Source organism: Mesorhizobium sp. WSM4821 (assembly GCF_055901555.1).
Genome location: NZ_CM148371.1, coordinates 6144237 through 6170506 on the forward strand (window position 1 = coordinate 6144237; position 26270 = coordinate 6170506).

The 26270-nt window shown below is 61.5% G+C and carries 25 protein-coding genes and 1 pseudogene; 7 read left to right on the forward strand and 19 right to left on the reverse strand.

The genetic code is table 11. The features are described from left to right. Nucleotides 1-127: 127 nt before the first annotated feature. The gene (locus AC0NID_RS30030) at nt 128-1441 is read left to right on the forward strand and encodes an aminotransferase class I/II-fold pyridoxal phosphate-dependent enzyme (protein WP_473458132.1); all 1314 of its coding nucleotides are present in this window, start codon (nt 128-130) and stop codon (nt 1439-1441) included. Further along, entirely contained in the window at nt 1441-1962 is a 522-nt protein-coding gene (locus AC0NID_RS30035) for a GNAT family N-acetyltransferase (protein WP_473458131.1), read from the forward strand. Before AC0NID_RS30030 ends, AC0NID_RS30035 begins: the two co-directional genes overlap by 1 nt. Nucleotides 1963-2454: 492 nt before the next feature. Here AC0NID_RS30035 and AC0NID_RS30040 read toward each other — a convergent pair. After that, nucleotides 2455-2668 (reverse strand): annotated as a pseudogene (locus AC0NID_RS30040) (ATP-binding protein); the annotation flags it as partial. A 160-nt stretch (nt 2669-2828) separates the two neighbouring features. Between AC0NID_RS30040 and AC0NID_RS30045 the strand changes: the two are divergent. From AC0NID_RS30045 to AC0NID_RS30055, 3 genes are read left to right on the forward strand one after another with little or no spacing between them, the layout of a single operon-like run. Further along, entirely contained in the window at nt 2829-4184 is a 1356-nt protein-coding gene (locus AC0NID_RS30045) for a selenium-binding family protein (RefSeq protein ID WP_473458130.1), read from the forward strand. Beyond that, on the forward strand, nt 4181-4552 hold the full coding sequence (locus AC0NID_RS30050) for a 2Fe-2S iron-sulfur cluster-binding protein (protein WP_473458129.1): 372 nt from the start codon (nt 4181-4183) through the stop codon (nt 4550-4552). The genes AC0NID_RS30045 and AC0NID_RS30050 overlap by 4 nt, the downstream gene beginning before the upstream one ends. Before the next feature lie 5 nt (nt 4553-4557). Next, nucleotides 4558-5007 (forward strand): CoA-binding protein, encoded by a 450-nt coding sequence (locus AC0NID_RS30055; protein WP_473458156.1) that lies wholly within the window; start codon nt 4558-4560, stop codon nt 5005-5007. 54 nt (nt 5008-5061) lie between these two features. Here AC0NID_RS30055 and AC0NID_RS30060 read toward each other — a convergent pair whose 3' ends face one another. After that, a complete protein-coding gene (locus AC0NID_RS30060; protein WP_474033365.1) occupies nt 5062-6261 on the reverse strand; it encodes a flavin-containing monooxygenase in 1200 nt (399 codons plus the stop codon). 92 nt (nt 6262-6353) lie between these two features. After that, nucleotides 6354-6911, reverse strand: a complete 558-nt coding sequence (locus AC0NID_RS30065; protein ID WP_292664767.1) for an OsmC family protein — start codon at nt 6909-6911, stop codon at nt 6354-6356. 277 nt (nt 6912-7188) lie between these two features. Between AC0NID_RS30065 and AC0NID_RS30070 the strand changes: the two genes are divergently transcribed. Further along, nucleotides 7189-7374: a hypothetical protein gene (locus AC0NID_RS30070; RefSeq protein ID WP_473458127.1), complete on the forward strand. Its 186-nt coding sequence runs from the start codon at nt 7189-7191 to the stop codon at nt 7372-7374. A gap of 400 nt (nt 7375-7774) precedes the next feature. Here the strand turns inward: AC0NID_RS30070 and AC0NID_RS30075 are convergent, their stop codons facing one another. The 16 genes from AC0NID_RS30075 to AC0NID_RS30150 form a co-directional block, all read right to left on the reverse strand. Continuing rightward, a complete protein-coding gene (locus AC0NID_RS30075; RefSeq protein WP_473458126.1) occupies nt 7775-8302 on the reverse strand; it encodes a GNAT family N-acetyltransferase in 528 nt (175 codons plus the stop codon). Further along, nucleotides 8299-8577 (reverse strand): type II toxin-antitoxin system TacA family antitoxin, encoded by a 279-nt coding sequence (locus tag AC0NID_RS30080; protein WP_473458125.1) that lies wholly within the window; start codon nt 8575-8577, stop codon nt 8299-8301. Before AC0NID_RS30080 ends, AC0NID_RS30075 begins: the two co-directional genes overlap by 4 nt. A gap of 514 nt (nt 8578-9091) precedes the next feature. After that, nucleotides 9092-9820, reverse strand: a complete 729-nt coding sequence (locus AC0NID_RS30085) for an ABC transporter ATP-binding protein (RefSeq protein ID WP_473458124.1) — start codon at nt 9818-9820, stop codon at nt 9092-9094. Continuing rightward, nucleotides 9801-10565, reverse strand: a complete 765-nt coding sequence (locus AC0NID_RS30090; RefSeq protein WP_473458123.1) for an ABC transporter ATP-binding protein — start codon at nt 10563-10565, stop codon at nt 9801-9803. The genes AC0NID_RS30085 and AC0NID_RS30090 overlap by 20 nt, the downstream gene beginning before the upstream one ends. Continuing rightward, entirely contained in the window at nt 10562-11563 is a 1002-nt protein-coding gene (locus tag AC0NID_RS30095; RefSeq protein ID WP_473458122.1) for a branched-chain amino acid ABC transporter permease, read from the reverse strand. Before AC0NID_RS30095 ends, AC0NID_RS30090 begins: the two co-directional genes overlap by 4 nt. Before the next feature lie 3 nt (nt 11564-11566). Further along, nucleotides 11567-12427, reverse strand: coding sequence for a branched-chain amino acid ABC transporter permease (locus AC0NID_RS30100; protein WP_473458121.1), 861 nt, complete (start codon nt 12425-12427; stop codon nt 11567-11569). 79 nt (nt 12428-12506) lie between these two features. Beyond that, nucleotides 12507-13679: an ABC transporter substrate-binding protein gene (locus tag AC0NID_RS30105; RefSeq protein WP_473458120.1), complete on the reverse strand. Its 1173-nt coding sequence runs from the start codon at nt 13677-13679 to the stop codon at nt 12507-12509. 547 nt (nt 13680-14226) lie between these two features. Continuing rightward, entirely contained in the window at nt 14227-14622 is a 396-nt protein-coding gene (locus tag AC0NID_RS30110; RefSeq protein ID WP_473458119.1) for a VOC family protein, read from the reverse strand. A gap of 3 nt (nt 14623-14625) precedes the next feature. Further along, nucleotides 14626-15804: a glycoside hydrolase family 3 N-terminal domain-containing protein gene (locus AC0NID_RS30115; protein ID WP_473458118.1), complete on the reverse strand. Its 1179-nt coding sequence runs from the start codon at nt 15802-15804 to the stop codon at nt 14626-14628. A gap of 248 nt (nt 15805-16052) precedes the next feature. Beyond that, nucleotides 16053-16760, reverse strand: a complete 708-nt coding sequence (locus AC0NID_RS30120; protein WP_473458117.1) for a hypothetical protein — start codon at nt 16758-16760, stop codon at nt 16053-16055. A gap of 109 nt (nt 16761-16869) precedes the next feature. Continuing rightward, entirely contained in the window at nt 16870-17997 is a 1128-nt protein-coding gene (locus AC0NID_RS30125) for an MFS transporter (protein ID WP_473458116.1), read from the reverse strand. A gap of 170 nt (nt 17998-18167) precedes the next feature. After that, nucleotides 18168-19256 carry a Gfo/Idh/MocA family protein gene (locus tag AC0NID_RS30130; RefSeq protein WP_473458115.1) on the reverse strand — a complete coding sequence of 363 codons (1089 nt, stop codon included), beginning with the start codon at nt 19254-19256 and terminating at the stop codon, nt 18168-18170. A 16-nt stretch (nt 19257-19272) separates the two neighbouring features. Continuing rightward, entirely contained in the window at nt 19273-20439 is a 1167-nt protein-coding gene (locus tag AC0NID_RS30135; protein ID WP_473458114.1) for a Gfo/Idh/MocA family protein, read from the reverse strand. Then, on the reverse strand, nt 20436-21968 hold the full coding sequence (locus AC0NID_RS30140) for a GMC oxidoreductase (protein WP_473458113.1): 1533 nt from the start codon (nt 21966-21968) through the stop codon (nt 20436-20438). Before AC0NID_RS30140 ends, AC0NID_RS30135 begins: the two co-directional genes overlap by 4 nt. Before the next feature lie 34 nt (nt 21969-22002). Beyond that, complete coding sequence (hisD, locus tag AC0NID_RS30145) at nt 22003-23313, reverse strand: histidinol dehydrogenase (protein ID WP_473458112.1); 1311 nt, start codon at nt 23311-23313, stop codon at nt 22003-22005. A gap of 91 nt (nt 23314-23404) precedes the next feature. Beyond that, complete coding sequence (locus AC0NID_RS30150) at nt 23405-25207, reverse strand: thiamine pyrophosphate-binding protein (RefSeq protein WP_473458111.1); 1803 nt, start codon at nt 25205-25207, stop codon at nt 23405-23407. 171 nt (nt 25208-25378) lie between these two features. Here AC0NID_RS30150 and AC0NID_RS30155 point away from each other — a divergent pair, with 171 nt between their 5' ends. Further along, a complete protein-coding gene (locus AC0NID_RS30155) occupies nt 25379-26203 on the forward strand; it encodes a helix-turn-helix domain-containing protein (RefSeq protein ID WP_065010843.1) in 825 nt (274 codons plus the stop codon). Nucleotides 26204-26270 lie beyond the last annotated feature (67 nt).

Below are 26270 nucleotides of genomic sequence, written 5' to 3' on the forward strand. Positions count from 1 at the left end.
GTCTCCGGCTTTATGGAATTTCGGGGACCACGCGCCGACTATTCGGACCGACGAGGCACGGCGCGAAACTGATTTCTTGGGTCATGACCTGCCGTTTCTCTCGCCGCGCGAGCGCTGGAGGAAGTCGATGGTCAGTCTATCTGCCGCAGATGCTGCAAAAGGCGACAGGCACGCAAGCCGAAACACGCAAGGCCTGATCGACACGGCAAGCAGCCATTTCACCGCTGCGCGTCTTGAGGGACTGATGGCACTATATGCGCGTCCCCTCGCCGGACGAGGCGTGGCAATCAGCATTGCTCGGAACAAGGAACGTTCGGTCGTCGACTTCGTCCGCTGTTCCTATCTTGGCCTGGACAACCATCCAAAGATCGTCGGCGGAGCTCTTGAGGCCATCGAGCGATACGGCACGCTACACTGGTCGTGTGCGCGTACTCGTCTGAACTTCGGTTTGATCGGCGAGCTGGAGGACAGTCTCTCGGATCTCTTCGCTGCGCGCGTGATCGTCTACACAACGGTGCTGGCCGCCAATATGGGCGCGCTTCCGATCCTGGCATCCGGGCATCTTACCGGCGGCAAGAAGCCGGTGATGGCTTTTGACCAGCTGGCGCATGCGTCATTGGCGTTTCACAAGGGCACGATCGCCGAGGAAACCGAAGTTGTTACAATTCCCCACAACGACTTGCAGGCACTCGAGGCGATCTGCCGCCAGAAAGGCGCTGTAGCCTACATCTGTGACGGCATCTACTCGATGGGCGGCGGCGCGCCCATTGAAGACCTGCTGGTGCTGCAGCAGCGCTACGGGCTTTTTCTTTACATCGACGACGCCCATGGCATCTCGATCTTCGGCCCCAGGGGCGAAGGCTACGCACGCTCTCGGATTCCAGGCCCACTTGGCGATCGCACAATCATTGCAAGTTCGCTGGGCAAGGGCTTTGGGGCGTCCGGCGGCCTGATCATGCTGGGCACATCACAACAAGAAGATCTGTTTCGCAGCTTCGCCGTCGCGCATGCCTTTTCAGCATCGCCGAATGTCGCGGCAATCGGTGCAGCACTCGCGTCGGCGGAACTGCATCGGACGACTGAACTGCATCGCCTGCAGTCGGCGCTCCAGGACAGATTGCAGCTGTTTGATCAGATGTTCGAGACGAGCTGGACCCACAGCAAGCTGCCGATCCGCATAGTCGCCATCGGCGACGAGCTGATTTCGATCGGAGCGGCACGCGCCATTCTCGACAGCGGCTTCTACGTGTCGGCCGTCTTCTTTCCAACTGTTCGGAAAGGAAGGTCCGGGTTGCGCATATGTCCAACGGCCGGACATGACCCCAAAGACATTGAGAGGCTGTGCGAAGCTCTTGCCGCGATTGTCCCATCCGATGAGGCCGGCCCAAAGTCGCCAACCACGCTTGCATCAAACATCGCAAAAGCGGGAGAAGGTCGTTGATGGTTTTGCAAACGGATCGCCTTTTTCTGAGGCCCCTTCAGCCGTCGGACGCGGATGCGTTGTTTCAGCTTCATTGCGATCCACTCGTCGTTCGGCTCACGACAGACGGTCAACCGATGACCCGCGTCCAGTCGGACGAGCGTCTGGACCTTTATCTGCGGGAGGAGAGAGACTTCGGGCTGACTTTCTTTGCCGCCTTCGAAAAACAGCCAAACGGTGATCTTCTCTTCGCTGGGCGATGCGGCCTGCGCAGCTTCAAATATGATGCCATCGAAATCGGCTATTGCTTCTCCGAGCGCGCCTCGGGACGTGGCCTGGCGACCGAATCCGCCGGTCTGATCGTTGCCGACGCCTTTGGCAGGTTGGATTGCCGCAAACTGGTCGGATTGGTCCGGCCAGCGAACCAGCAATCGCAAAGGGTGCTCAGGAGGCTTGGGTTCACACAGAACCGCATAACATGTCATCGCGATGTCGATTATCTCTATTTCGAACGCAACAAGGCTGAGAGTACGCGCATCTGAAGCACGGAACATTGGTCCAGCGGGCCATCAGCGAGATGTGCCATGAGAGTTCGCGCGGGCACTTAGTGGATACCGTTCGCGGGACAGTCGCGATTGACGTATTTGCACGAAAGACGACGACATCCGTACACACGGGCTTATGCGAATGCAAACATTGGAACGAGCCAGTCAGCCAGAACGTCATTCACGGTGACGTACCGTGTGCGCTGATGCGAGAGCGCATTTTGCGGCGCGGCGATCAGGATGAGAGGTCTCTCCCAGATCGCCGCGCTATAAGCATTTCGGGCTGATCATCTCAAAAAGCCAAAAAACGTTCTTTCAGGAGTGGAAAAGCGGTGCGTGCGCGATGCCCGTCAAGATACACCAAGTTCTTCTCATACTGCGTGTTTGCTCGCGAAGACAGGACATGGCAGGCGTTGTCGCCAACGAGATCTCCAGCTGTAGCGCGACGATCTGGATGAGAAGCTTTCTCAGGGTGATTGTCGGGGCGCGTCAATCAGGGGTGATGTTGGCGGGAGTGGCGTATGATGCGGGGGCGCCCGGGGCCGCGCTTTCGCTCCATCGCCTCACGCCGCCGGTAGCCTTCGACGTTCACCTCGAAGAGCGTTGCGTGATGAACGAGACGGTCGACCGCGGCGAGCGTCATGGCGGGATCCGGAAAAGTCTTTTCCCAAGCCCCAAATGGCTGATTGGCGGTGATGAGCATTGGGATAAGCAGCTCACGCGCTCTGTTCGCTCAGTTTCACGTCGTGGTGTGCGCTTGACCAGCCGCCCCGCCATAGCGCCAATGCCAAGCATGCACTAACATTCCAGTTTGACCCCCGTTGGGGCCGGCCAGTGATCTGTTCAAAACTGGGGACGTACCCATGACCAATCATTGCTGTGGACCGGGCTATGCTTCTCCGGCAGAGGCGATGAGGGCACCTCGCGAAAAGCTGCTCTATACGATTGCCATCTACACTGGCACGGGCATTCAGAAGCCGGACTATTTGTGTACCATTGATGTCGACCCGGAGAGTTCGACTTACAGCCAAGTGATTTCACGTTTGCAAATGCCGGGTATTGGCGATGAGCTTCATCACATGGGCTGGAATGCCTGCTCGTCGTGCCATGGCGATGCGAGCATGGAGCGCAAGTATCTGATTGTGCCGGGGGTGCGCTCGACCAATCTGCATATTGTTGATTGCGGAACCGATCCCCGCAATCCGACACTGTTCAAGGTCATAGACGGCGCTGAAATCAAAACCAGGACCAACTTGTCGGCGCCGCACACAGTGCATTGCCTCGGCTCGGACATCATCGTTTCCATGCTTGGCGACGCTCAAGGCAATGCCCCAGGCGGTTATTTGCAACTCAACAAGGAGTTCGAGATTGCCGGCCGTTGGGAAAACTCCATGGGCAGCATCAAGTTTGGTTATGATTTCTGGTACCAGCCGCGACATAACGCAATGGTCAGTTCGGAATGGGCCGCGCCCAATACCTTCATGCCTGGTTTTGACCTGGAGGAGGTTGGCCACCTGAAGTATGGCCGAGAGATCCATTTCTGGGATTTTGAGAAGAAGGAGCCAAAGCAGACATTCTATCTCGGTGAAGACGGCTTGCTCCCACTGGAAGTGCGGTTCCATCATAATCCCGATAGCAGTCACGGCTTTGTCGGCGCGGCCCTTTCTGCAAATATCATTCATTGGTGGAAGGATGCAGCGGGTGACTGGCAATGGGAAAAAATTGTCGATGTTGGCAATGAGCCGCATCCCGAATGGCCGATCCCGATACCCGGCGTGATCTCGGTCATTCTGCTCAGTATGGACGATAGATACCTCTATTTTTGCAACTGGTTGCATGGCGACATTCGCCAGTATGACATCTCGGACCCGCACAACGCCAAGCTCACCGGACAAGTGTGGATGGGCGGACTTCTCGGCCGTGCGCCTGAGGTCAATGGCGTGAAAGTGACTGGCGGGCCGCAGATGATACAGCTCAGCCTCGACGGCAAGCGCCTCTATGTGACGACCTCGCTCTTCTCGACCTGGGACAATCAGTTCTATCCGGAAATCCGTACCAATGGCGGATGCATGCTGATGGTCAATTGCGATACGGAAAAAGGCGGCATGGAAATTGATCCGCGATTTGTCGTCGATTTTGGCAAGGAACCAAATGGACCAAGCCGCTGCCACGAAACCCGTTATCCCGGCGGTGATTGCACGAGTGACATCTGGGTATGACCAGCTTCACCATCACCCTCGCCAACCAAGGCGGTGCGGCCTTTGACGTCGATCACCGCAAGCCCCTCTTGCAAAGCCTGCGCGAGCAGGGCGTGGATCTGCCCTACGGGTGCAAGTATGGCGGCTGCATAACTTGCGCGGCCAAGATAATCAGCGGCAAAGTCAGTCAAAAGGCCCAGCGGGCGCTGAACAACCGCCAGATCAACAATGGCTATATAATCCTCTGCATTGCCCGCCCTATGAGCGACTGCACGCTGGAGGTCGGCGTTGAAAGCCACGACAAGCTCTATCGTAACCCCTTCCTAGATCCCTTGGCCCCACATGAATTGAAAGCCGATATTGCGACCCCGTTGGAAGCAAAGAAATGACCCACATGAGTCATGATGAGCCCTATTCGGAGGCTTATCTGCAAGACATTCTGAAATCGGTCAAAACCATTGCGATGGTGGGCGCCAGCCCCGACAAGACCAAGTTTTCCTATGGTGTTCTCAGGGTTCTGCACGAAACCGGCTATGACATGATCCCGGTCAATCCCACTCCCGGTCTGGATGAAATTCGAGGGCTCAAGGTGTACGCGTCACTGGCGGCCATCGACCGGCCTGTGGATATGGTTGAGGTTTTTCGCCGCTCCGAAGATCTGTTGGAAGTTGCACAGGAAGCCATCGCAATTGGTGCCAAGGTTCTGTGGAGTCAGATTGGGGTGCGCGACGACGCTGCCGCCCTGTTGGCGGAGGAAGCGGGCTTGAAAGTCGTGATGAACCGCTGTCCCAAGATTGAGTTGTTCCGCCCCTTCTGGAAGCCGAAGTTGCACTTGGGAATATGATTGCAGGCTCACGGGCTTCGGCGTTGTCTCGGTAGCTGACCTGTTCCCTTGGCCTTAGACGTTGATTGATTTTTGCCTGAGGTAAGATGCCAGATGATCGCTGAGATCACGCGCGTCGTCGCCGGCGCCATCGATCAGCGCAGACTTGCGGCGGCGCAGAAACTGCATCCCCATCAGGTACATGCCCGGATGTTCCGTAGCGCCGCCGTCGTGACGGACGTGGCCCTTGCGGTCGAGGATCGGCAACTTTAGCCAGGAGTAGTCCGGCCGGTAGCCGGTGGCCCAGATGATCGTCCTGATCGCGCCTCCGGTAAGGTCGAGGCCGAGCGGCGGGTTGTCCTCGACACGGGTCGGCGGCAAGCGATCCGGCGGCCCGACCGTAGCGTCCAGGCCGTTGGCGTGCGCCCATTCGTCGATGAGGTCGAGCAGCCGGGCCATCTTGAGATCGGAAAGCGCGCACATGTTGCGCAACGACCCCGCAAACTGGGCCTTGCCGTCTTCGGTGATGCCGGCGAGACGGCCAATGAGCCTGACGCCGAGGTCGACCAGCGCATTGAGGTCGAGGGTGGTGCGGTCGGGGGTGCCGGCAAGCTGCAGCGAAGGAACCCGTCGCGCCCGCCTGATGTCGTCTACCTCGTCGTAGCGCTCGTCGAGCACGCCGGCGGCGTCCATCCACCACTCCAGGTCCTTGCCGCGATAGACGCGCGGCGCTCGGATGTGCTCACCCACCGACAGGGTCACTTGACGCCCCGAACGCTGTAGCTCCTGTGCGATCTGGGTGCCGCTCGACGATGCACCCACCACCATCACGCCGCCGTCGGCGACCTGAGCCGGATTGCGGTAGGACTGTGCCGTCAGCATGGCGACCGACGGCGGCACGCGGACGGCCAAATCGGGCAGGCGTGCGATGTTGCACGCGCCTGACGCCAGCACGACAGTTCGGCAGCGCCACTCGCCGCGGTCCGTGCGCACGAGATATCCCGCCCCGTCGCTGCTAACCGAGGTAACGGTCGTGTATGTTCTGACTGGAGCCCCGATCGCCTTGGCATAGTTCCCGAGGAAGTCGATCACTTCAGGCATCGTCCGGTAGCCGTCGGGGTCGTCGCCATCGTAGCGGAAGCCCGGCAGCCGGCTCTGCCAGTTCGGGGTGAGCAGCCGCAGCGACTCCCATCGCTCCGTGCGCCAGGTATGGGCGATCTCGCCGCGCTCCAGCAGCACATGGTCTATAGAGCGCTCCGCGAGGCAGCGGCTCATCGCGAGCCCCGCGTGCCCTGCGCCGACGATCACTGTGGTGACGGAACTAATCGCGCCCTCTCATCAGGAGAGTCTACGGCTCGAAGCGCCGTTCAATTCACCACGACCGTGACGTTCGTTGGATTGGTTACAATGTCATAGACAGCCGACCGCTTCTGTGACTGAGCGACGAGAGCCTCGATATCCTCGCGCTTGGCGTCGGCGTCGATGTTGTACTTCACCGTGATGCCGCTGAACCCGTTGCGGACGTCGCTGTCGATGCCGAGTATGCCCGCAATATCCATGTCGCCTTCTATCGTCGCCTTCACCGACTTCAACTGGATGTTCCGGTTCTGGGCAACCGCAGCGATGCCGGCTGTCAGGCAACTCGCCAGCCCGACCAGCACGTATTCAACAGGCGTGGCGCCCTGATCCAAGGAAGCAAAGACCTCCGGATGGTCGGCATCGAATGCGAAGGTGGTCTTGCGATGCTGGTCCTGGCCGAGACCGTAGAAACTCTCGACCGTCGAGTGGCTGTGGGTGCCATCCTTCCATTCGCAGGCCGCGCGCCACTTGAACTGCGCGGCCTCCGGGGCGTTGGTAAGCGCTTCGCGTGCGCCGAGCAGCGCCTCGACGTTAACGCCATTGTTTGCCTGTACTTCGGAAGCCATAGTATCCTCCTACTCTGCACTGGCTTAAAAACCCGACCGATCCCACCGACCTCCCGATCAGATTTCACCAGGGGATGGCATGCTATGGGTAGCGAAGCGTTTCTTCAAGTTGTTTCCGTCGCGAGTAGTGGTCGCCCCTCGTGGACCGATTTGCGCCTTCCAAGCTAAGGGTGCCCTGCGTGTCTGTCGGCGTTGGTTCCGCAGCCCAGGTGCCGGCCATAGGCATCGTGATGCAGTTCTTGAAGGTCGCCGGCAAGCTAGCGGACTGCATTCCCGCATGCCGATCTTCCTGACGTTGCCAACAGCTGGTTCGCCGCCGTTAATGGGCATTCAGAAGCAAATCAATTTCGGCTGCTGGCGCAACTTGCTCCGCCCGATTTTTGTTGAGAACTTCGGCAAGCGCGAGCGCTTCAGCCCTCTACTAACCGCGCAGGGATATGGCAAATCCACGTGGAATGCCTAATCAACGACGATACGGGTGCGCGGTAAGAGCATCGCGGAAAGGACTGTGGGCATTGACGAGATTGGCGTAAACTACACGCTTGGGGTGTTATCCATGCACCGTATCATCCCATTAGCGTTTGTGGCGCTCGCGACGGGAGCACGCTGAAGATTTTGAATGTGCGCTTAGTGGAGATTTCAGCCGCGTCGCATTTCGGCCTGCCGAAGCGCCAGCTGGTCTCAACCATAGCGCAGTTCCTCGCCTCCTTAGACCGATAGCGTGCTGCTCTGGCCGCGGCTCGACCCGAAAATGGCCATTTTTTTCGTCGAGCAGAGCCCAAGAATCCCGCCCCGCAGCGCTCCGAAGCGCCCCACAGCAAGGCGCCGGATTTCGGCCGCGCGGTTGTCGGCCGACGGCGTGCTCACAGGTGCCCGCTTGCTCTAAGGGTCGCGGCAAAGGTCGCCAGCGGGGCAGCGAGCGTCAGCGGACGATCCCTGAGTGCCTCTGCTCCATAACTGACATACCATTGCGCTGCCCGCTCGTTCTTTGCGTCGATGATCATCAGCACGCCGCCAACCTCGCCCGTGACACGGATGCAACGCAGCGCGGCCGCGAGCAGAAGTTGGCCACCAAGCCCCCTGCCCGCCACCGATTTGTCCACCGCCAGACGCGCCAGCAGAAATCCCGGCACATTGTGGCGAGCCAGGCCCTTTGTCATCGCGGCAGGAACTGAGTCGTGTTCGACCGAAGCTGGCGCCAGGCTGTAGAAGCCCAAGACCCTGTCCGGCGCATCGTCGGCAATCGCACAGAATGTCTTCACGGCGTTCTGCTCATGCCCCTGACGCGCAAACCGTTGCAGGAACTCGTTCATCCCGACATCGCCGCAATCGAAACGCTTGCGGTTATGCGGTCTAGCGATCGCCTCCTCGTGCCAGGGCGGCAGGCTCACAAGATCTTCGGCAGTGCCGCCGCCGCGGCGCGCAGCCTGACGTTCGGCTTGGGCGGGTTGTCCAGGAGTGCGAGGATGCGGCTGAAATCACGCTCCGAAACTTTGACGGCGTCGGCTTCGGCAAGGACGGAGTCCGCCTCACGCAGGGCTGATTGGGTCACGAAGCTGGTGAGATCGGTATGGCGAAGTGCGGCGGCCCGCAACAGGCGCGCCTTCACTTCCGGCTTCACCCGGATGTTCATCCGATCGGTATCGTCAAGGGCTGCACGGGCCATAGGCTCGATCTCGATTCTGTCTACGAGCCTTAGATACAGCTGATGGTCCAAGTTTGCAATACAATGCGCATTGAATGCGTACAAGGACAGCGAACGGCATGAAAGCCGAATAGACCTCGATGCCGACCTGGATTCGGTGTTCGGGCTTGCGCCGCTGGCGCAGCCAAGCCGTCCAAGCCGGGAGTGAAGTCCGCGCATCGTTGTCGCGTATGAGGCTGGATGCGACGGCTTTTGCTTGACGCGCTGGCTCCAAGCGCGCGCTGTCGGGCTTATGGCATAAACTATCGAGCGTCGCGGCTTCTCGCGAACATCGGCGCTCTCAGCTTGATTGATTGTCGCGCTGCACTTCAGCGGCGCTTCGTCGCCTTAACCGGTCGACAGGCCCGACGATGCGAACCGATACCGCCCCTCGCCGGCCTTCTGCATCCTACTGCAGACCCTCCGTGAAGGAGCAAGCCAGCACGCCTGAAGCTTGCCAAGGCATGCACCCTGCCCTTGCCCTTCGCTGCAGCCCTTACGCGACCGAATGCGGCATCGCGGCAACGCCGAGCAGCCTCTCGACGGTCTGCGGGCTGGCGCGCAGTGCCGCTGGCGTCCCTGCCCAGGCGACCCGGCCGCGCTCGAGGATGATGACCTGATCAGCGAAGTCCAAGGCGGCACGGATCCTTTGCTCCACGAGCAAAATGGTCATTTCTTCGGCGGAAGCGAGCCGCATCAGCGCCGCCATAAGTTCGTCGCAGATCACTGGGGCCAGTCCTTCGAGCGGCTCGTCAAGCATCAGGACGGATGGACGGCCCAGGATGGTGCGGGCTGTCGTCAACATCTGCTGTTCGCCGCCCGAGAGCTGGTTACCGCGATTGCGACGGCGCTCCTTCAGCCGGGGGAACATGGCGTATGCCTCGTCCACGGCCGATCGCTGGCGATCCTTCAGCCCGACGAGAAGGTTTTCCTCGACGGTCAGCGACGGGAAGATGCCGCGCTCCTGTGGCACATAGCCGAGGCCCAGCCAGGCGCGCGAGGCGCTGTCCTTGCCGACGATGTCGACGCCCCCCAGCTTGATCTCTCCAGTGTGGCGCCGCGTCTGGCCGGCGATGGTGGCGAGCAGTGTCGACTTGCCGACGCCATTTCGTCCCAGCACCGCCAGCCGGGCACCCGCAGCGGCGATGAAAGACACATCTTCGAGCACTCGGGTCTGGCCGTAGCCGGCGGTCAGGCCCAACACCTCAAGCGGCACTGCGGTCATCAGCATAGCTCCCGAGATAGGCCTCGCGTACGCGGGCATCCTTGGTCACGTCTCCGGGCGAGCCGTCGAAGATGATCGTGCCGGCGGCCAGAACGATGACTCGCTTCGCGAAACGGAACACGAGATCCATGTCGTGGTCGATCATGAGCACCGCCAAATCGGCGGGAAGCCCGGCAAGTGCGGACTCGATGCGCGGCGTTTCGCTTTGCGGAAGACCGGCCGCGGGTTCGTCCAGCAGCAGCACTTTCGGTCTCAACGCCAGCGCGAAGGCTATCTCCAGCAGCCGCTGCTGTCCGTAAGCGATCTCCGCCACCTTGCGGTCGGCGGCCGCCTCCAGGCCAAGGGTGCGCAGCAGCGCCTCGCCCTCTTCGAGGACATCCGGCATCGACCAGAACGTGCCGAACAGGCGGCCGGCACGGCCCTGACGCTGCAGCACGGCGAGCGCCAGATGTTCCCTTGGGGTCATCTCCGGAAACAGGCGAGTGACCTGAAAAGATCGTACCAGACCGCGTTGCACGCGCTGCATCGGCCTCATGCCGTTGAGCTGCTCGCCGGCGATCCGCACGACCCCAGAATCCGGTTTCAGGTGGCCGGTGACGAGATTGACGAAAGTGGTCTTGCCGGCGCCGTTCGGCCCGATCAGCGCCACGCGGTCGCCTGGTGCCATCGTCAGCGAGACGGCCTGCGCCACCGCCAGGCCACCGAAGGTCTTGCTCAGCCGCTCGACCTCGAACAGCGCGGTCATCGCCGCCTCCATAGATTGACCAGTTGGGCGCTCGTGCCGAAGATGCCGCGTGGTGCAAACAACACGACTGTGACCAGCAGCGCGCCCATGATAGTCAGCCAGTGAAACGGATTGGCGGCGGAAACGAAATCCTCGAACAGCATGAAGACAACGGTGCCGATGATTGCGCCATAGAGCGATCCGGTGCCACCGAGCACCAGCATCACCAGCGCCTGCGCCGACAGGGTAAAGCTCAGGCTGTCGAGCCCCACCACCTGGGTGGAGATCGCGTTGAGGCCACCGCCGACACCGGCGACCGCGCCTGAGATGATATACATCTTGAGCAGCGTCTTCCTGACCGACGCTCCCATCGCCGCGACCCGGATCGGGTCCTGCCGGATGCCGCGGCAGAGCATGCCGAACGGCGAGCGAGACAGGCGCTGCAGCAGGAAGAAGACGATCACCAGCAGCGCTGTCCCCAGCACATAGGCGCTGCGTCCCCAAAGATCGAACTCGAACACACCGAACAGCGGGCTTGGCGCGATGTCCGTCAGGCCATCGCTGCCGCCCGTCCAGCTCGTGGCCTTGTTGGCCGCCTCGTGAAAAAGATTGACGATAGCGATCGAAAGCACGAGTTGCCCTAGCCCGTGGCCGCGCAGGACCACGAGGCCGGATATCAGGCCGGCGAGCGCGCCGCCGACGGCGCCTGCTGCGATCATGGCGATCGGATCAGAAATGCCGAAATGCGCGGCGGCAATGCCGGCGGCGTAGGCCCCGGCCCCGAACAGGGCGGCGTGACCGAGTGTCGCCACGCCGCAGAAGCCGGTGACCAGATCGATCGAAAGCACCAGCATGATGATGCCGATGACGCGCGTGAGCAGCGCGAGATTGTTGGGAAACAGGAGATAGCCGACGACCGCGGCGGCCAGGATCGCGGCAAGACCGATCCAGTCGACCGAAGCGGAGAAGCGCGGCTTAACGACTTGCCCGGCAACGCTCGCAGGATGATTGGCGTTCATCCGTCAGCCCCTTCCAAGTAGGCCGCGCGGAAACACGCAGACGATGACGATCACGGCAAGGTAGAAGAAGAACTCGCCATACTCCGGCACCAGATAACGTCCCGTCGTGTCGACCGCGCCAAGCACCAGGCTGGCAAGCAAGGCACCACCGATCGAGCCGGCTCCGCCGACCGAAACGACGACGAGGAAGGTCACCAGGTAGCGCAGCGCGTAATAGGGTTCGATCGGCAGCAGTTCGGCGCCAACGATACCGCCCAACGCGGCAAGGCCGACCGCAATCGCGAAGCTCGCCGCAAAGACGGACTTGGTCCTTACGCCGAGGGCAGCAGCCATCGGCGTGTTGTCCACCGAGGCACGCAGCTTCACCCCGAATGGCGTCCGCTCGACGAGATACCAGAGGGAAGCTGCGACGGCGAGGCCGCACAGAATCGCAAACAGCTTGTGCGCGGCAATCGAGCGAAAGCCGAGATCGACCGGTCCAGTCAGCATCTCAGGCAGCGGTATGGTCTTGAGTGTTGGCCCGAACACGAAATTCGCGATGCCGATGACGCAGAAGGTGATGCCTATCGTCATGAGCACCTGGATGAGTTCCGGCTTGTTATAGATGCGGCGGTACAGCAAGCGCTCGATCGGTGCCGCAATCACGACGGTTGCGGCCACCGCCAGCACGACACCGGCGACATAGCCCAGACCAAGATCACGCACGGCATAAGAGGCAAAATAGCCGCCCACCATCGCAAAGGCACCGTGCGCGAGATTCACCACCCGCATCAGCCCCATCGTCATCGACAGGCCGATCGAGATGACGAACAGCACCATGCCATAGGCAAGGGCGTCGACCGCGATGCTGAGCACGCTCTGCATTTTTCACTCCGAGCGCTCGCCGGCGGGTCGCTGCCTGCGGACATGGATCCGATAACTGGGGGACTTTACCCCAGCAAGGCTATTTGGCGGCGGCGAGACCGGGATCGGTCATGTTCGGGAACGTCTCAATCTCCTTGTTGTAATAGGTGCCGTCCGCGGCTTTGGCGACCTCCCGCAGATAGATGTTTTGTGTGATGTGGCGGCTTGCGGCGTCGATCAGGACAGGTCCGCGCGGGGACTCCCAGGTCATTCCCTTGACGGCGTCTACGGCTTTGGCGGCATCCTGCGTGCCCCCGGTCGCTTCGATCATCTTATAGATCACCCGCATGCCGTCATAGGCGCCGACCGATGGGAAGGACAGCTCGACCGGATTGCCGATCGCGGTTCGCGCCGCTTCGACAAACTTCTTGTTTTCGGCAGAGTCATGCGCGACGGAATAGTGGAATGTGGTCGTGACGCCGAGAGCAGTATCGCCCAGCGCCGGCAGATCGGATTCCTGCGTCAGGTCTCCAGGCGCCAGGAACTGGATGCCGGCTCCCTTGAGGCCGTTTTCGTTGTAGGACTTCAGGAAGCCCAGCGTGGTCGGACCGGACGGCAGGAAGGCAAAGACCGCATCGGCGCCGGAGTCCCTTACCCGCTGCATGATCGGGCTGAAGTCGGTGGTCGAAAGCGGCATGCGGACCGATTCGACGATCTCGCCGCCATCCGCCTTGAAGGTCGTCGCGAACGCCGTCTCGGCATCGACGCCCGGTCCGTAGTCGCTGACGACGGTGATGACCTTCTTGATGCCACGCGCGGCTGCCACCTTCGCCATCGGCACCGAAGTCTGCCAGAGCGTGAAGGAGGTGCGCACGACGAGCGGGCTCTTGGTCACGATCGCCGACGTGGCGGCGTTCATGATCACCATCGGCACGTTCGCCTGCTCGAGAAGCGGCACAACGGCCATGGCATCGGGCGTAAAATAGAACCCGGCGAGATACTGAACGCTTTCCTTAACGACCAGATCCTGGGCGATCGCCTTGGCCTGCGCGGGATTCGCCGCCGGAAGGTCCCGATAGACGACCTCAACGTCGTCGTCACCGACCTTGGCTCCGTTCAATGCCACCCAGGCGTCGATGCCAGCCTTGAAATTCTTGCCCTGAATGGCGAAAGGACCGGAGAACGGGCCGATCACGCCGACCTTGATGGTATCTGCACCAGCGGTTCCGCTAAGCGCTATTGCCGCCACCGCGGCCAGAAGCAGGCGTCTCATGGCTTTCCTCCCTTAGCGGCTACCCAGCCTCCAGCAAGGTTTTCAGCCGCATTGGCATTGGTCTCTCATGCAGAAATGGTAATGTAAAATGAAAATAAGCCGTCGATTGTTAACCTCCTGGTTAGGGAAGCCGAGGAGCAAGTCGAGATGATTTCCGCCGGTTCATGGCCGACGGCACCATCGAACACGACTTGATCATCGGCATGAAGGCGCAAAACGGTTCTGTCTGTAACGCCCCCTCGCCCGCCGTCACGTCGATCCCGATTGCGATCATGTGAAGCGACAGGCGGCGGACAAATTTGGCTGGCCTTGATCCGGAGCCGTCAGCAATGCGCATGAACAGCTCCTGCTCCGAGCTATGACCCCGCTTGCGGCGTGCTTCTCTGCCTGTGCACGCGCGTGAACTTCGCGGCACCGTTTGACGCGCGAGACGCTTGCTGGGCGCAGGTAGCGGGCGGGCTGGGGCCGCCTCGAATAACGCTCTGAATTTCCTTACTAAATGTCGGCGGCATGAAGCGATCCGGGATTTGCATGCGGTTCACAGCAGTCAGGAGGTGATCTCTACCAGCGAGCCATCCGGGGTTCGTGCGATTGCTTCATAATAGCCATCTCCGGTCATGCGCGGCTGCGAAACCAGCAAACCGTCTTTATCAAGTCGCCTGGCGAGATCATCTACGGCTTCATGTGAACCGACCGAGACGGCGACATGCGCCCAGCCGGGAACTTCGGCGCCGGCGCGCGCCATGTCATCGGCAACCCACGGGCCGGTCATCAATTCGATGGTTGGTCCACTCTCCAATTCCACGAAACGAGATGCGAAGCCTGGGCGTCGACGACTGTCATACTGCTCGCCGAGCGTGGCGTCGAAGTAGCGTAACCAGAAGGCGGCCGATGTTTCCAGGTCAGCAGTCCAAAGTGCCACATGCGCAACCTTCGCGAACACGGCTTATTGAACTCCCAGGGCATCGCTGTTGGTTTCCACATTTCGTATCGCGTCGGCCAACCGGTGTTCAGGCAATTCTCCCGATCGGACTGCCGCGACGATGTGCATGGCAACCTCGTCTGCCCTGCCTGCCGGAAGAAGGATGAGGTCGGCACCCGCTTTCACGGCGGCGACTGCGGTTTCGCCATCTGAAAGGCCTCGCAGCATCCCAACAGCATCGATATCGTCACTGACGATGATGCCAGAAAAGCCAAAATCGTGGCGCAGCAAATTGATGGTTTTCCCCGAGCGAGAGGACGGATACTCCGGATCGACGGCGGGTACCAGTGTCGGGCCGGTCATGATCGCGCCTACGCCGGCTTGGATCGTCGAGCGGAAAACGTCAAATCCCGGGAGAAGATCTTCTGCTGTGCCTCGAACATCCGCGAGTTCGATGGCCGGGTCGCCCGTGATGTCATGATGGCCGGGAAAGTGTTTGGCCGTCGCCACAACGCCGGCACTCTGGACGCCGCTGATGAATGCTCTCGCGATGCGAGCGACCTGGCGCGCATCTGTGTCAAGGGTTCGTCCATGCAGCCAGGGATTGCGACCCGTGAGGACATCGACCACGGGACCGAGGAACATTCCAACCCCTAGCTCCCTGGCCTTCCGGCCAATATCGTGCGCCCGTTGGCGAATTGTCTCATCCAGCATCGAGAGCAGTTCGGCCCGATCGCCAAAGCTCGGCGCCAGTCCATGCAGACGTTCGATTCCGGTTGGCTCCTGATCGAGCGCGATTAGCACCCTGTCGGCGCGGTTGGCCACTTCGTCAGCCAGACGGCGGAAATCCTCCGCTCTTTCTGAAGCGCGTCTGGCATCGCTCATTCGACGCGAAACATATTCGGCCCGTGTCTCGCCGAGCAGAAGAGATCGGCCACCTTCGTCGAAATGGCGTTTCAAATCATCAGTCAATTCCAGACTGTCGATAGCGGGAAGGAGAACCGCGCGCGCTTTGCGTTCGATGCTGTCCACGGTCCTGTCCTTTGCAAATATGTTCGAGCCAGAGGATTTGCCGCGGCCGATGCGGATGAGAATGTTCGGTTCGGTATCACGATCTTCTGATGTTGCCCGACCCATACGGCGGCGCTTCCCGCGCTTATTCCGCGTCAACGGGTCCTTCGCAAAGTTGCTCGCTATACGCATGGGATACTTCGGAATGGGCCACGCACTTAATTCTGGATAACTCGACGTTCTGCTGATTTGTGCGGATTATAAAAGCCACGATCTTTCCCCCGAAAAAATATGATCCCGCCGACGACAACAATATCAGGCCTGCCAGGGCTGCGATTGGCATCAAGGGCTTTTTTCGGATTTGATTCAACATTGGCCTTTCCATGCAATGGGCAGAACATGGACTCCGTCTTGCCCTTTCAGGCGCCGAGACAGAGCATCTAGGAAATCGGGTGCAACTCGATTGCCAACCAGATCGAGTCCGTGTCGGCATAGTAGCGATGCCAAGGATACTCCCACCGGTTCCTGCCGGCGACGCGGCAGAATGGGTCATGCGTGTAACCAACCGGCATCATGATATCTTCATAGAGCGCGGACTGCTCGCGCTCATGGAATTTCTGCATGCGGCCGACGCCGTGGATCTGGGTATGCACCTCGAGGAACGGGTGCTCATTGTGGATGAAGCAGTCGGTTTCTCCCGGCGACCACCAAAGGTTCAGCTTCAGCTCGAACTCCTGATTTGCCGCGACGGTGGGGTCCTCGTTGGTAAAGGCGAGAGGATTGGTCGTCACGGTGCCGATCGTGTCCTGCGCCGAGATGTAGAGTGGCGTATCGCGCGGAAAGCTCTTGATCCGGTTGCCGAGCCAGTCCCAGCCGCGCAGGGCGACGCCGCCAAGGTTGGTGGTCTTGTTCATCTTCAGCACTGCCGCACGCTCCGCGCTGACGATCTTCGCCCCCTTCAGCGCGGTCGACTTCCAGGCCGGCACGATGCCGGGTACGGCTGATCCCGACGTCACCATCGGCTTTGGCGAAAGGTTGACGACCACGCCGTCCTCGACGGCGAAGTCGCGCACATTGTCGACCAATGCCGCCGAGATGAAATCATCGGCAAAAGCCAGGTTGCGACACGCGTTTTCTTGACCGGTCATCTGTATCCTAATTCCGTACGTCCAACTCTGGCGAATGGAACCACGATCCAGATCGCCGTTCAATTTCGCGGCGAGCGTTTTCCTGGCGTGGAAATAAGCAAACAATGCGTCAACTTGCGTCAGCTGCCCTGTGTGGACGGGTCGTGCCGGCACACAGTGTGATGACGACGAAGGCGACGAACACCAACCACAGACTGGCGCGCAGCGAAGTGGCCTGTGCCAGCAGACCGATAAAGGCCGGGCCGACGAGCAGGCCAGCATAGCCGAGTGTGGCGACCAACGACATCGCCGAGCCCGCCGCCTGGCCTCCGATCCGGCCGGCTGCGGCAAAAAGCAACGGCACAACGTTGGCGATGCCGAAGCCGCACAAGATGAGCGCCAGGAAGGTGACCGGCACCGTCGAGATGCCGAGGATCACCGCCAGCGCAAGAGCGCTTGCCGCGGCGCCGAGCCGCAACAGCCGTGCCGGCCCGAACGCATTGGCCATCGCGTCGCCGACCACGCGACCGACCGCCATCATGCCGGCAAAAACCGCGAAGCCGAAAGCTCCCGTGCTCTCCGACGCACCGGCATTGCCGACCAGATAGACGGCTGTCCAGTCCATCAGCGCCCCTTCCGAAAACAGCGCCAGGAACGCAATCACGCCGACGAGCAACAACCGTCGCCACTGGACAGGGTCGAGCCGTCCCGCGCCCTCGTTAGAATTCTTGCGGACTGACATATGCGGCTCGCTCAACCAACAACCGGCTGCGCCGAACAGGATCACGCCCGTTCCCGTAATGCCGAGGCACGCCTGAACGTTGCCGCCAGCAGATAGAACCAGCCCACAGATGCCGGCGCCCGCCAGATTGCCGACACTGAACATTGCGTGGAAGGACGACATGATATGGCGGCCAACACGTTGCTCCAGGAAGGCCGCGTCCGTATTCATCAACACGTCGAGCGCTCCGAACGAGGCGCCCGCGAAGGCGACGACGAACCCCAACGACATCACGCTCGGCGCATTCGGTGCAACGATCAACGCCAGACCGAAGCCGGTACAGGCCACCAGGCATAGCGTGCGCGTGCCGAACCGCGGCACCAGCCGACCGACATTGGTCATGGTCATGATCGCGCCTGCCGCGAAGCAGAGCAACACCAGGCCTAGCGTGCCCTTGTCGATCTGCAGTCCCGCACTGACGGACGGCAGGCTGGCGGCCCACGCGCCGATACCAATGCCGCCTGCAAGAAAAACCATGAAGGGGGCCAGGCGTGACGGCGTTTTTTTCTCGGCGGTGATCATTGGAATCCTGCTTGCCGGCCGGTCGGCCGGTTGTTGGCGGCATAGCCTACGGAGGGCTGGCGGACCGTTTACATGCACCAGCGACAGGGCCACGGCATTCGATCGCCACCCCGTTGTTTCGATGCCTACTCGTGATGTTTGATGGCAACCGCCCTCCCGGTCGCTGAAGCCTTTCCTACGGCTTCAGCGCCGGCGAGCGCCGCCAGCCCATCGCGTCCGGTGGCGCGAGGGAAGCCAGTCCCGGCGATGGCGTTCAGGAATTGCTCGACCGTATCTGCGTAGAGATCGTTGGCCCGCAGCGGGATCGATTCGTTGCGCCCATTCACCCGTCGCGTCAGCGTTCCGGTGGAACGCTGCGCCAGTGTGCCGGCCGCGATCAGTGCCCCGTCCGAGCCAAGCGCCACGACCTGGCTTTCCACGTCGGGCGTGACGAAGCTCTCATGCACCTGAACGAAGGTACCGCCGCTCATCTTCAGGGCGTACATCGCATGATCGTGGACGGTGTTGGAACCGAGCGCCACACCTGCGCCCAACGCGACCGCCGTCACCGGCGTCTGCTCCAGCAGGAACGAAGCCAGGTCAATGTCGTGTACACTGAGATCGAGGTAGATGCCGCCCTCGGCCGCGTCCTTAATCCGCCACGATTGCAAAACGGGTCTGAGATAGCCGGCATGGACGATCATCAGCGAGCGGACGGCGCCTATCTCGCCGGCCGCGATCATCCGCTGCATCGTCTGGTGCACCGGTGACGACCGCAGATGGTGGTTGACGGCAAGCACCACGCCGGCCTTGTCGCAGGCACGCACCATCTTCAGCGCATCAGCGGAGCGGGTGGCCAGCGGTTTGTCGCACAGCACATGTTTGCCGGCCGCCGCCGCGGCCAGCACCTGATCCCGGTGCCGCGTGTTGGTCGAACTGATGTAGACCGCGCCGATCCGCCGGTCGGCGAGCAGCGCGTCGAGATCGGAGCAGGAGTCGGGAATGTCGAGGTCGCGCGCGAAGCCGGCGGCGCGCTCGCCGTCATGGCTCATCACGCTAAGCGGCCGGCCGCCGCTGCGGCGGATCGCGTCGACCATGTATTCACGCGCGATGGTGCTGGCGCCGATAAGACCCCAGCCGAAGCCGTCGAGGGCCTCAATGGCGGCCGTCGGGGCGCGCGGCATGGTCGGAGCCAAACCGGCATGTGTGGTGTTTTTCGCTTTGCGCATAGCCATCGGAACACACTTCCAGTCAGGCGATCGAGACCCATTGGCGAAGCCGCGAGGAATCAAGACAGGCGTCGACGATCTGGGTGATGTGGTGGCCGCTCTCAAAGGTCGGCCACATGTGCTCGCCGGTGACGATGGAGCGCACCACCTCGGCGATCTCGATCTGCTTGGTTTCATTGTAGCCTAGCGCGAAGTTCGCGATCGGCAGGAACGCGGCATAGGTAGCATTCTCCGGCCCGACGTCGATCTCGCGAAAACCTCGTCGGCCTACACGGTCATCGTTGGTGTAGAAGCGCAGGCGGTTCACCTCGTCGTAGTCGTAGGCGATGCTGCCCCTCGTGCCGTAGATCTCATAGGTCTGCTTGAACTTGCGGCCGGTCGCGACACGGCTGAAATCGACGATGCCCATGGCGCCATTCTTGAAACGGCAAAGCAGGTTCGTGGCGTCGGCGTTGGTTACTTCGGCCATGTCCTCGTTGCCGGTAAGCTCAGCGCCGCTGCCGTAGTTGAACCCGGTGACGACGGGACGCTTGTGCGTGACGATCGCACAGTCGGCGATCAATTCGGACACCCGCCCAACCAGCCGCTCCATGAAGGAGAAAACGTGGCTGCCGGTATCGCCGACGATGCCGGTCGGCGCGAGCTTGCCATCCGCGCGCCACATGAAGGGTGCGTTCGGATCGCCCAGCACGTCGACATGCTGGCACGCCCTGAACAGCTTGATGTCGCCGATCTCGCCGGAATCGATGATGTCCTTGGCAGCGTCGTGGATCGGATTGCGCGGAAACGCGTGGCCGACGCGCGTGATGACGCCCTTCTCGGCCGCGATGTCGGCGAGCTCGCGCGCCTCGGCCGCCGTGTTGGCAAGCGGCTTTTCGCAATAGACATGCTTTCCCTGGAGAAGCGCCGCTTTGGCGACCTCGTGGTGCAGACTGTCGGGAAGGCAGATATCGACCAACTCCACTGACGGATCGCTGACCGCTGCGCGCCAGTCGGTCGACAGTTTCGCATTCGAGACCAGCTTGCCGGCCTTTTCCAGCGCCTGGGCGCTTGCGTCGACCAGCCAGGCGATTTCGGCCGTGCCTTTGTCCGAGCCAAAGATGAACGGGATGTTCTGGTAGGACATTGTGTGAACCTTGCCCATCCAGCCGCAGGCGCCCAGAACGGCCACTTTCACGGATCTAGTCATCGGTCCTCCTGTCCATTCGATTGCTGGACCAGCTCGGCGCGCAGCTTTGATGCAGCGCGCAGTGTCACGGCGACGATGGTCAGCGCCGGATTCACCGCGGCCGAGGTCGGCAGCACGCTTGCGTCCATGATGTAAAGGTTCTCGACGTCATGCGACCGGCAATGCGTATCGACGACCGATGTCGCGCCATCAGTGCCCATCTTGGCGGTGCCGCATTGATGCGATGGCGTACGACGATCGAAAGCGCGCGAAAGCACGATCGGAAAGCCGGCCGCCTTGAACACACCGCGCACCCGCTCGACCAGCGTCCTGTGACCGAGCATGTTGGAGCGCTGCCAGTCGAGCATGATCGCCGATCCATCAACCATGACCCGGCTTTCCGGATTGGGCAGGTCTTCGCTCATGACGTACCAGTCGAAGGAATAGCGGGCGATCAGCCCCGTAACGAACTCCGGCACGCTGGGCATGTTGGCCTTGAAGATCGGCCCCGATATCTTGCCGAGCAACTGCACATTGCCGAGCGGAAACCCGGTCTTGGTGTCGTGCAGATAGAAGTCGTTGAAGCCGAAGGTCTTGGAATGGACCGCGGTGTTGCGCAAGCGTGGATCGAGCGTGATCATCGCGGAACAATTGTGGTTCATGAAGTTGCGACCGACCTGGCCGGAGCCGTTGGCGAGGCCGTTCGGATGCTGCCCGTTCGCCGAGCGCAGCAGGAGTGCTGCGGAATTGACCGCGCCTGCCGCCAGGATGAAGCGTTTGGCGCGCACCGGCACATCCTGCCCCTTGTGACGGATCATTGCTTGCTTGATCGTCTTGCCCGAGGGGTCCGTGTCGAGGCGCAGCACTTCCGCGCCGGTCAAGAGTTCGACATTGTCGTGGGCGAGTGCGGCTGCGAGCGGACCGGTCTCGGCATCAATCTTCCCGGTGAAGGTGTCGGGAAAGGCATCCCATGGTGTCTGTGCGCGTTTCAGCCACGCGACATGATCGATCGCGATCGGTAGCGAACTCGTATGGATGCCGATCTTCTTCAGCCGCTGGCGGGCCTTGCCGATCGAGGGCTCGTCCGGAACGGCCGGAAAATCGTAGCGGGTCGAATGCGGCGGTTCTGTCGGATCGTCGCCCAGTTCGCCGCGGACGCAAAACAGCCGCTCTGCCTGGCCATACCACGCCTCGATCTCTTCATAGGAAAACGGCCAGCCCGGCGTAGAGCCCTCCATATGCTGCTGCGGGGCGAAATCCTCCGCGCGGTTGCGGTACATGATCGCGCCATAGAATTTTGAATTGCCGCCGACATTGTAGAAGTTGCCGGGGCTGAACGGCGTCCGCGTGCCATCGAGCCAGGATTCCTTGGTGCGGAAATGTTTGCGCTGAAAAATTGCGCGCTCGTCGCGCGTCTCGGGCGTATCCTGAAGCTGCTCGCCGCGTTCGAGGATAAGGATCCGCGCGCCCGTATCGGCAAGCACGCAAGCAGCCGACGCGCCGCCGATGCCCGATCCGATGATGACGATGTCGGCGGAAAGTTCCGTCACTGCGTATGCCTCGTGGGTGCTCGCCGCATGCTGGTCACGCCGCCTCGACCGCCTGCCCATAACCGACATTCTTGCGCGCGAAGCGGCGTACCCGCACATTTGCCTGCTCGGCATGGCCGGCGAAGCCTTCCATGATGCAAAGCCGCGAGCAGCGCTCGCCAATCATTGCCGAAGCCTCGTCGGTCATGATTCTTTGGTAGGTGCAGGTCTTCAGGAACTTGCCGACCCAGAGGCCGCCCGTGTAGCGGGCCGCCGTCTTGGTCGGCAGCGTGTGATTGGTGCCAATCACCTTGTCGCCATAGGCCACGGTCGTGCGATGGCCAAGGAACAGCGCGCCGTAGTTGGTCATGTTGGCGAGGAAGTAGTCAGGATCGGCGGTCATCACCTGGACATGCTCGGAAGCCATGCGGTCGGCCTCTTGCACCATCTCCTCCAGCGTGTCGCAGACGATCACCTCGCCGCAGTCTTCCCAGGCCTTGCCGGCAATGGCCGCGGTCGGCAGGATCTTCAGCAGCCGATCGATCTCGTGCATCGTGTCTCGGGCGAGCTTTTCGGAATTGGTCAAAAGCACCGCCGGTGAATTCACGCCGTGCTCGGCCTGGCCGAGCAGATCGGTGGCGCACAGTTCGCCGTCGGCCGTTTCGTCGGCGATGACCAGTGTTTCAGTCGGCCCGGCGAAAAGGTCGATGCCCACCTGTCCGAACAGGAGGCGCTTGGCCTCCGCGACATAGGCGTTGCCCGGTCCGGCCAGCATGTCGACCGGCTGGATGGTCTGGGTGCCATAGGCCATTGCGCCTATCGCCTGGACACCGCCCATGCAGTAGATCTCGTCGGCGCCGGCAAGATGCTGCGCGGCAACGATCAGCGGCGCCGGGTGGCCCTTGAACGGCGGCGCACAGGTGATGACGCGGTCGCAGCCGGCGACTTTCGCCGTCAGAACAGACATGTGCGCGGAGGCCAGCAGAGGGTACTGCCCGCCAGGTACGTAGCAGCCGACGTTCTCGACCGGGATGTGCCGGTGGCCAAGGATCACGCCGGGCAGCGTCTCGACTTCGATGTCGAGCAGGGAATCGCGCTGCGCCTGCGCGAAGTTTCGTACCTGGTCCTGCGCGAAACCGATGTCGTCGCGCTCCTGAGCCGTGAGGCTGTCGACACATGCCTGGATTTCAGCGTCGCTCAGCCGGTAGGACGACCGGTCAAGTCCGTCGAACTTGCTCGACAGTTCCCGTACCGCAGCATCGCCGCGCGCTGCGACATCCGCCAGCAGCGCCTCCACGGTCGCCGTCAACCTGGCGTCCTGCGCAAATCCCGTGGCAGCCTTCGACGATTTCAGCCGTCTGATCATGTCTGAACCTTTTGCCGAGGCGTTTCGTTGCCCATTCATTCGTGGGCGAAGCCGGAGCGGCGCCTTTCGGAAAGGCAGCCGCTCTTCGAACTCACATATGCTGTTCGAGTTCGCGGCCGGCGGCGTATTCGGCCTGCTCCTTCTCGTAGTAGGCGGGCGACGGGAAATCCCACCAGCCGGTGACGAACGGCCCGGCCGCATCGCGCGAGGTGGTCACCTCGACCAGTGCCGGGGCGCCGCTATCGAGTGCCGCCTTCAGCGTCTTTTCCAGATCGGCCGAGTCTTCGACCTTCCAGGCCTCCATGCCGAAATTCTTGGCCACTTCGGCAATGTTGGCGCTGTAAGGTTCGCCATTGCCCTTGTGGTGGTTGAACTCGCTGCCGACATGACGCCCCATGAACTTGCGCTGGCCGCCACGGATCGACATGTAGCCGCGGTTGTTCTGGACCAGGAACACGGCCGGGATATTGTTCATGACCGCCGTGCCCATCTCCGGCAGGGACATCATGAAATCGCCGTCGCCGACCACTGCAACCACTTGGCGGTCGGGCTGCGCGAGCTTGGCGCCGAGTGCCGCCGGCACCGCCCATCCCATCGGCGAGAAGGAACCCGAGGTGAGATGCGTTCGCGGTTCATAGACCGGGAACGTCTGTTTGACCGCGCCCTGCGTGTTGCCCGACCCGGCCACGATGATGCCAGAGCGGTCCATCACCTTGCGCAGCGCGCCAAGCGGCCGCTGCGACGTGAAAGGGCTTTCGTTCGAGTCGCGGCGCGGCGCCAGCATCTCCTCCCATTCGGCCTTGGCCTTGCGGATATCGGCGTGGAAGCGGTCACGCCGGCCGAGCGCGCGGCTCGACTGCTGGTCCGAGATCAGCGCAAGCATCGCCTCGAGCGTGGCGCGGGCATCGGCGACGATGCCGACTTCGGTCGGATAATTCTTGCCGATCTCATGATGGTCGAGATCGATATGGATGAGCTTGCCGGGCGGGATGGAGAAGGACGCGCCCTTGCGGTAACTCGAGGCCGACCAGTCGGTGAAGCGGCAGCCGACCGACATGACGACATCGGCGCTGGCTGTGATCTGATTGCCGCAGGCGGTGCCGGTCTGGCCGACGGCGCCGATCGACAGCGCGTGATCCTCGGGGAAGGCACCCTTGCCGTTCCAGGTCGAGGAGACGGCCGCGCCGACCTTCTCGGCCAGCGCGACCAGCGCCTCAGAGGCATTGGCGCTGATTGCGCCGCCGCCCGCGATAATGACCGGCCGTTCTGCCGACAGCAGCAGTGCCGCAGCCCTCTCGACCGCGATCGGATCGGGATAGGCGACGCCGATCGCCATGCGCGAGGCGAGCGGATGGATGGTGACGTCGGCCGCCTCGGTCTGAAGGTCCATCGGCACTTCCACATGCACCGGTCCGGGACGGCCCGACAGCATTGTGTTGAAGGCACGGTGCATGATGAAGGGCAGTTCGTCGACGCGGCCCGCCTTGTATACGCGCTTTGTCACCTGCTCGGTGATGCGCGGAAACGCGTTCTCCTGCTGGCGCTCCAATTCCTGCATGACGCCATGGCCCTTCATGTGCGTCGCCGGGCCGCCGGAAACGTAGAAGGCCGGAATGGAGTCGGTGTAGCAAGTCGCCAAGCCGATGATGGTGTTGGTCGCGCCCGGACCGATCGAGGTCGAGCACGCCATCGGCTTGCCCGAAGCCCGGAAATAGCCGTCGGCCATGTGCACGGCGCTCTGCTCGTGCATGACCTGGATAAACGGGATCTGCGAGCCGGACTCGAGAAATGCGTCGAACAATGACCAGATACCGTGACCGGGGACGCCGGCGACATATTCGACGCCGTACTCCTTCAGCGCTCGTGCTACGACTTGTCCGCCCGTCAAATTCATAGGTTCCACCTCGTGTTTAGCGTGGCCGGCGGGTCGATGGCTCGGCGCCCGGCAGCAGGATCGAGGCAGAGTTTCAGGAAATTGTCATTGACGCACAATTTCGCAGACACTTGAATATTGACGCGACATGACGCAACATATGCGACATGTAACTTAAGGTGGGCGAGGTCGATGGAACACGACGAAAACCAGGTGGCCCACTTCTCGGCCAACCTGCGCCTGCTCTGCGAGCGTCACGGCTCGATCTCCGCCGTCTGCCGGAAGATCAATCTGAATCGTCAGCAATTCAACAAATATCTTTCCGGGCTGCACATGCCCTCGCCGCAGAACCTGCGGCTGATCGCCAATTACTTCGGCCTGAGCGTGCCGATCCTGTTTTCGCAGCCGGACGAGTTTCGCACCCTTGTCGAGGGAAATTTTTTCCACGCGATGGAAAATGTGCGTCGTTCGCCCGAGCTCAACAAGTTCGTCGAAGCGATGATCGTCGAATCGAGCGGCGACCAGAAAGAGGTGCTTGGCGTCTGGGACCGCTACCAATACTCGTCGATCTACAAGGGGTTCGTCCTGCGCTCGGCGTTCTGCATCTACAAGAACAACCAGTTCCTGCAGCACTATTACATCGAGCGGTTTCCGAGCTACGACGATCCGACGAAGACGGAATATGTTTTCAAATATTACGGCTTCGTCTTTCCGGTCGCCGGCCGACTTTTCACCGCCGACTTCGAAGGCATTCAGCGTAACGAGCTGACTTTCGGCGTCTATGCCCCGGTCAAGCGCAGTTCATCGAAATTCATGTTCGGCATTGCCACAGGCATCGCCGCCACCATGTTCCGCCAGCCTTATTCGACCAAGGTGGCGCTGCACTACCGGGGACCCGGACTGCTCAAGCGCGAACACCTCGACGCACTGACCGTGCTCGACCGCGGCGACCCTTCAATCCCGCGCGAGGCCTTGCAATTCCTCGGCGACGGCTCAGAAATGATCCAGCTCGGCTGACGCAATCCGACGCGGCCAAAGCGTCAAACACGCTCGCGAATTTGTTGGCCACGAAATTGCGGGAGCG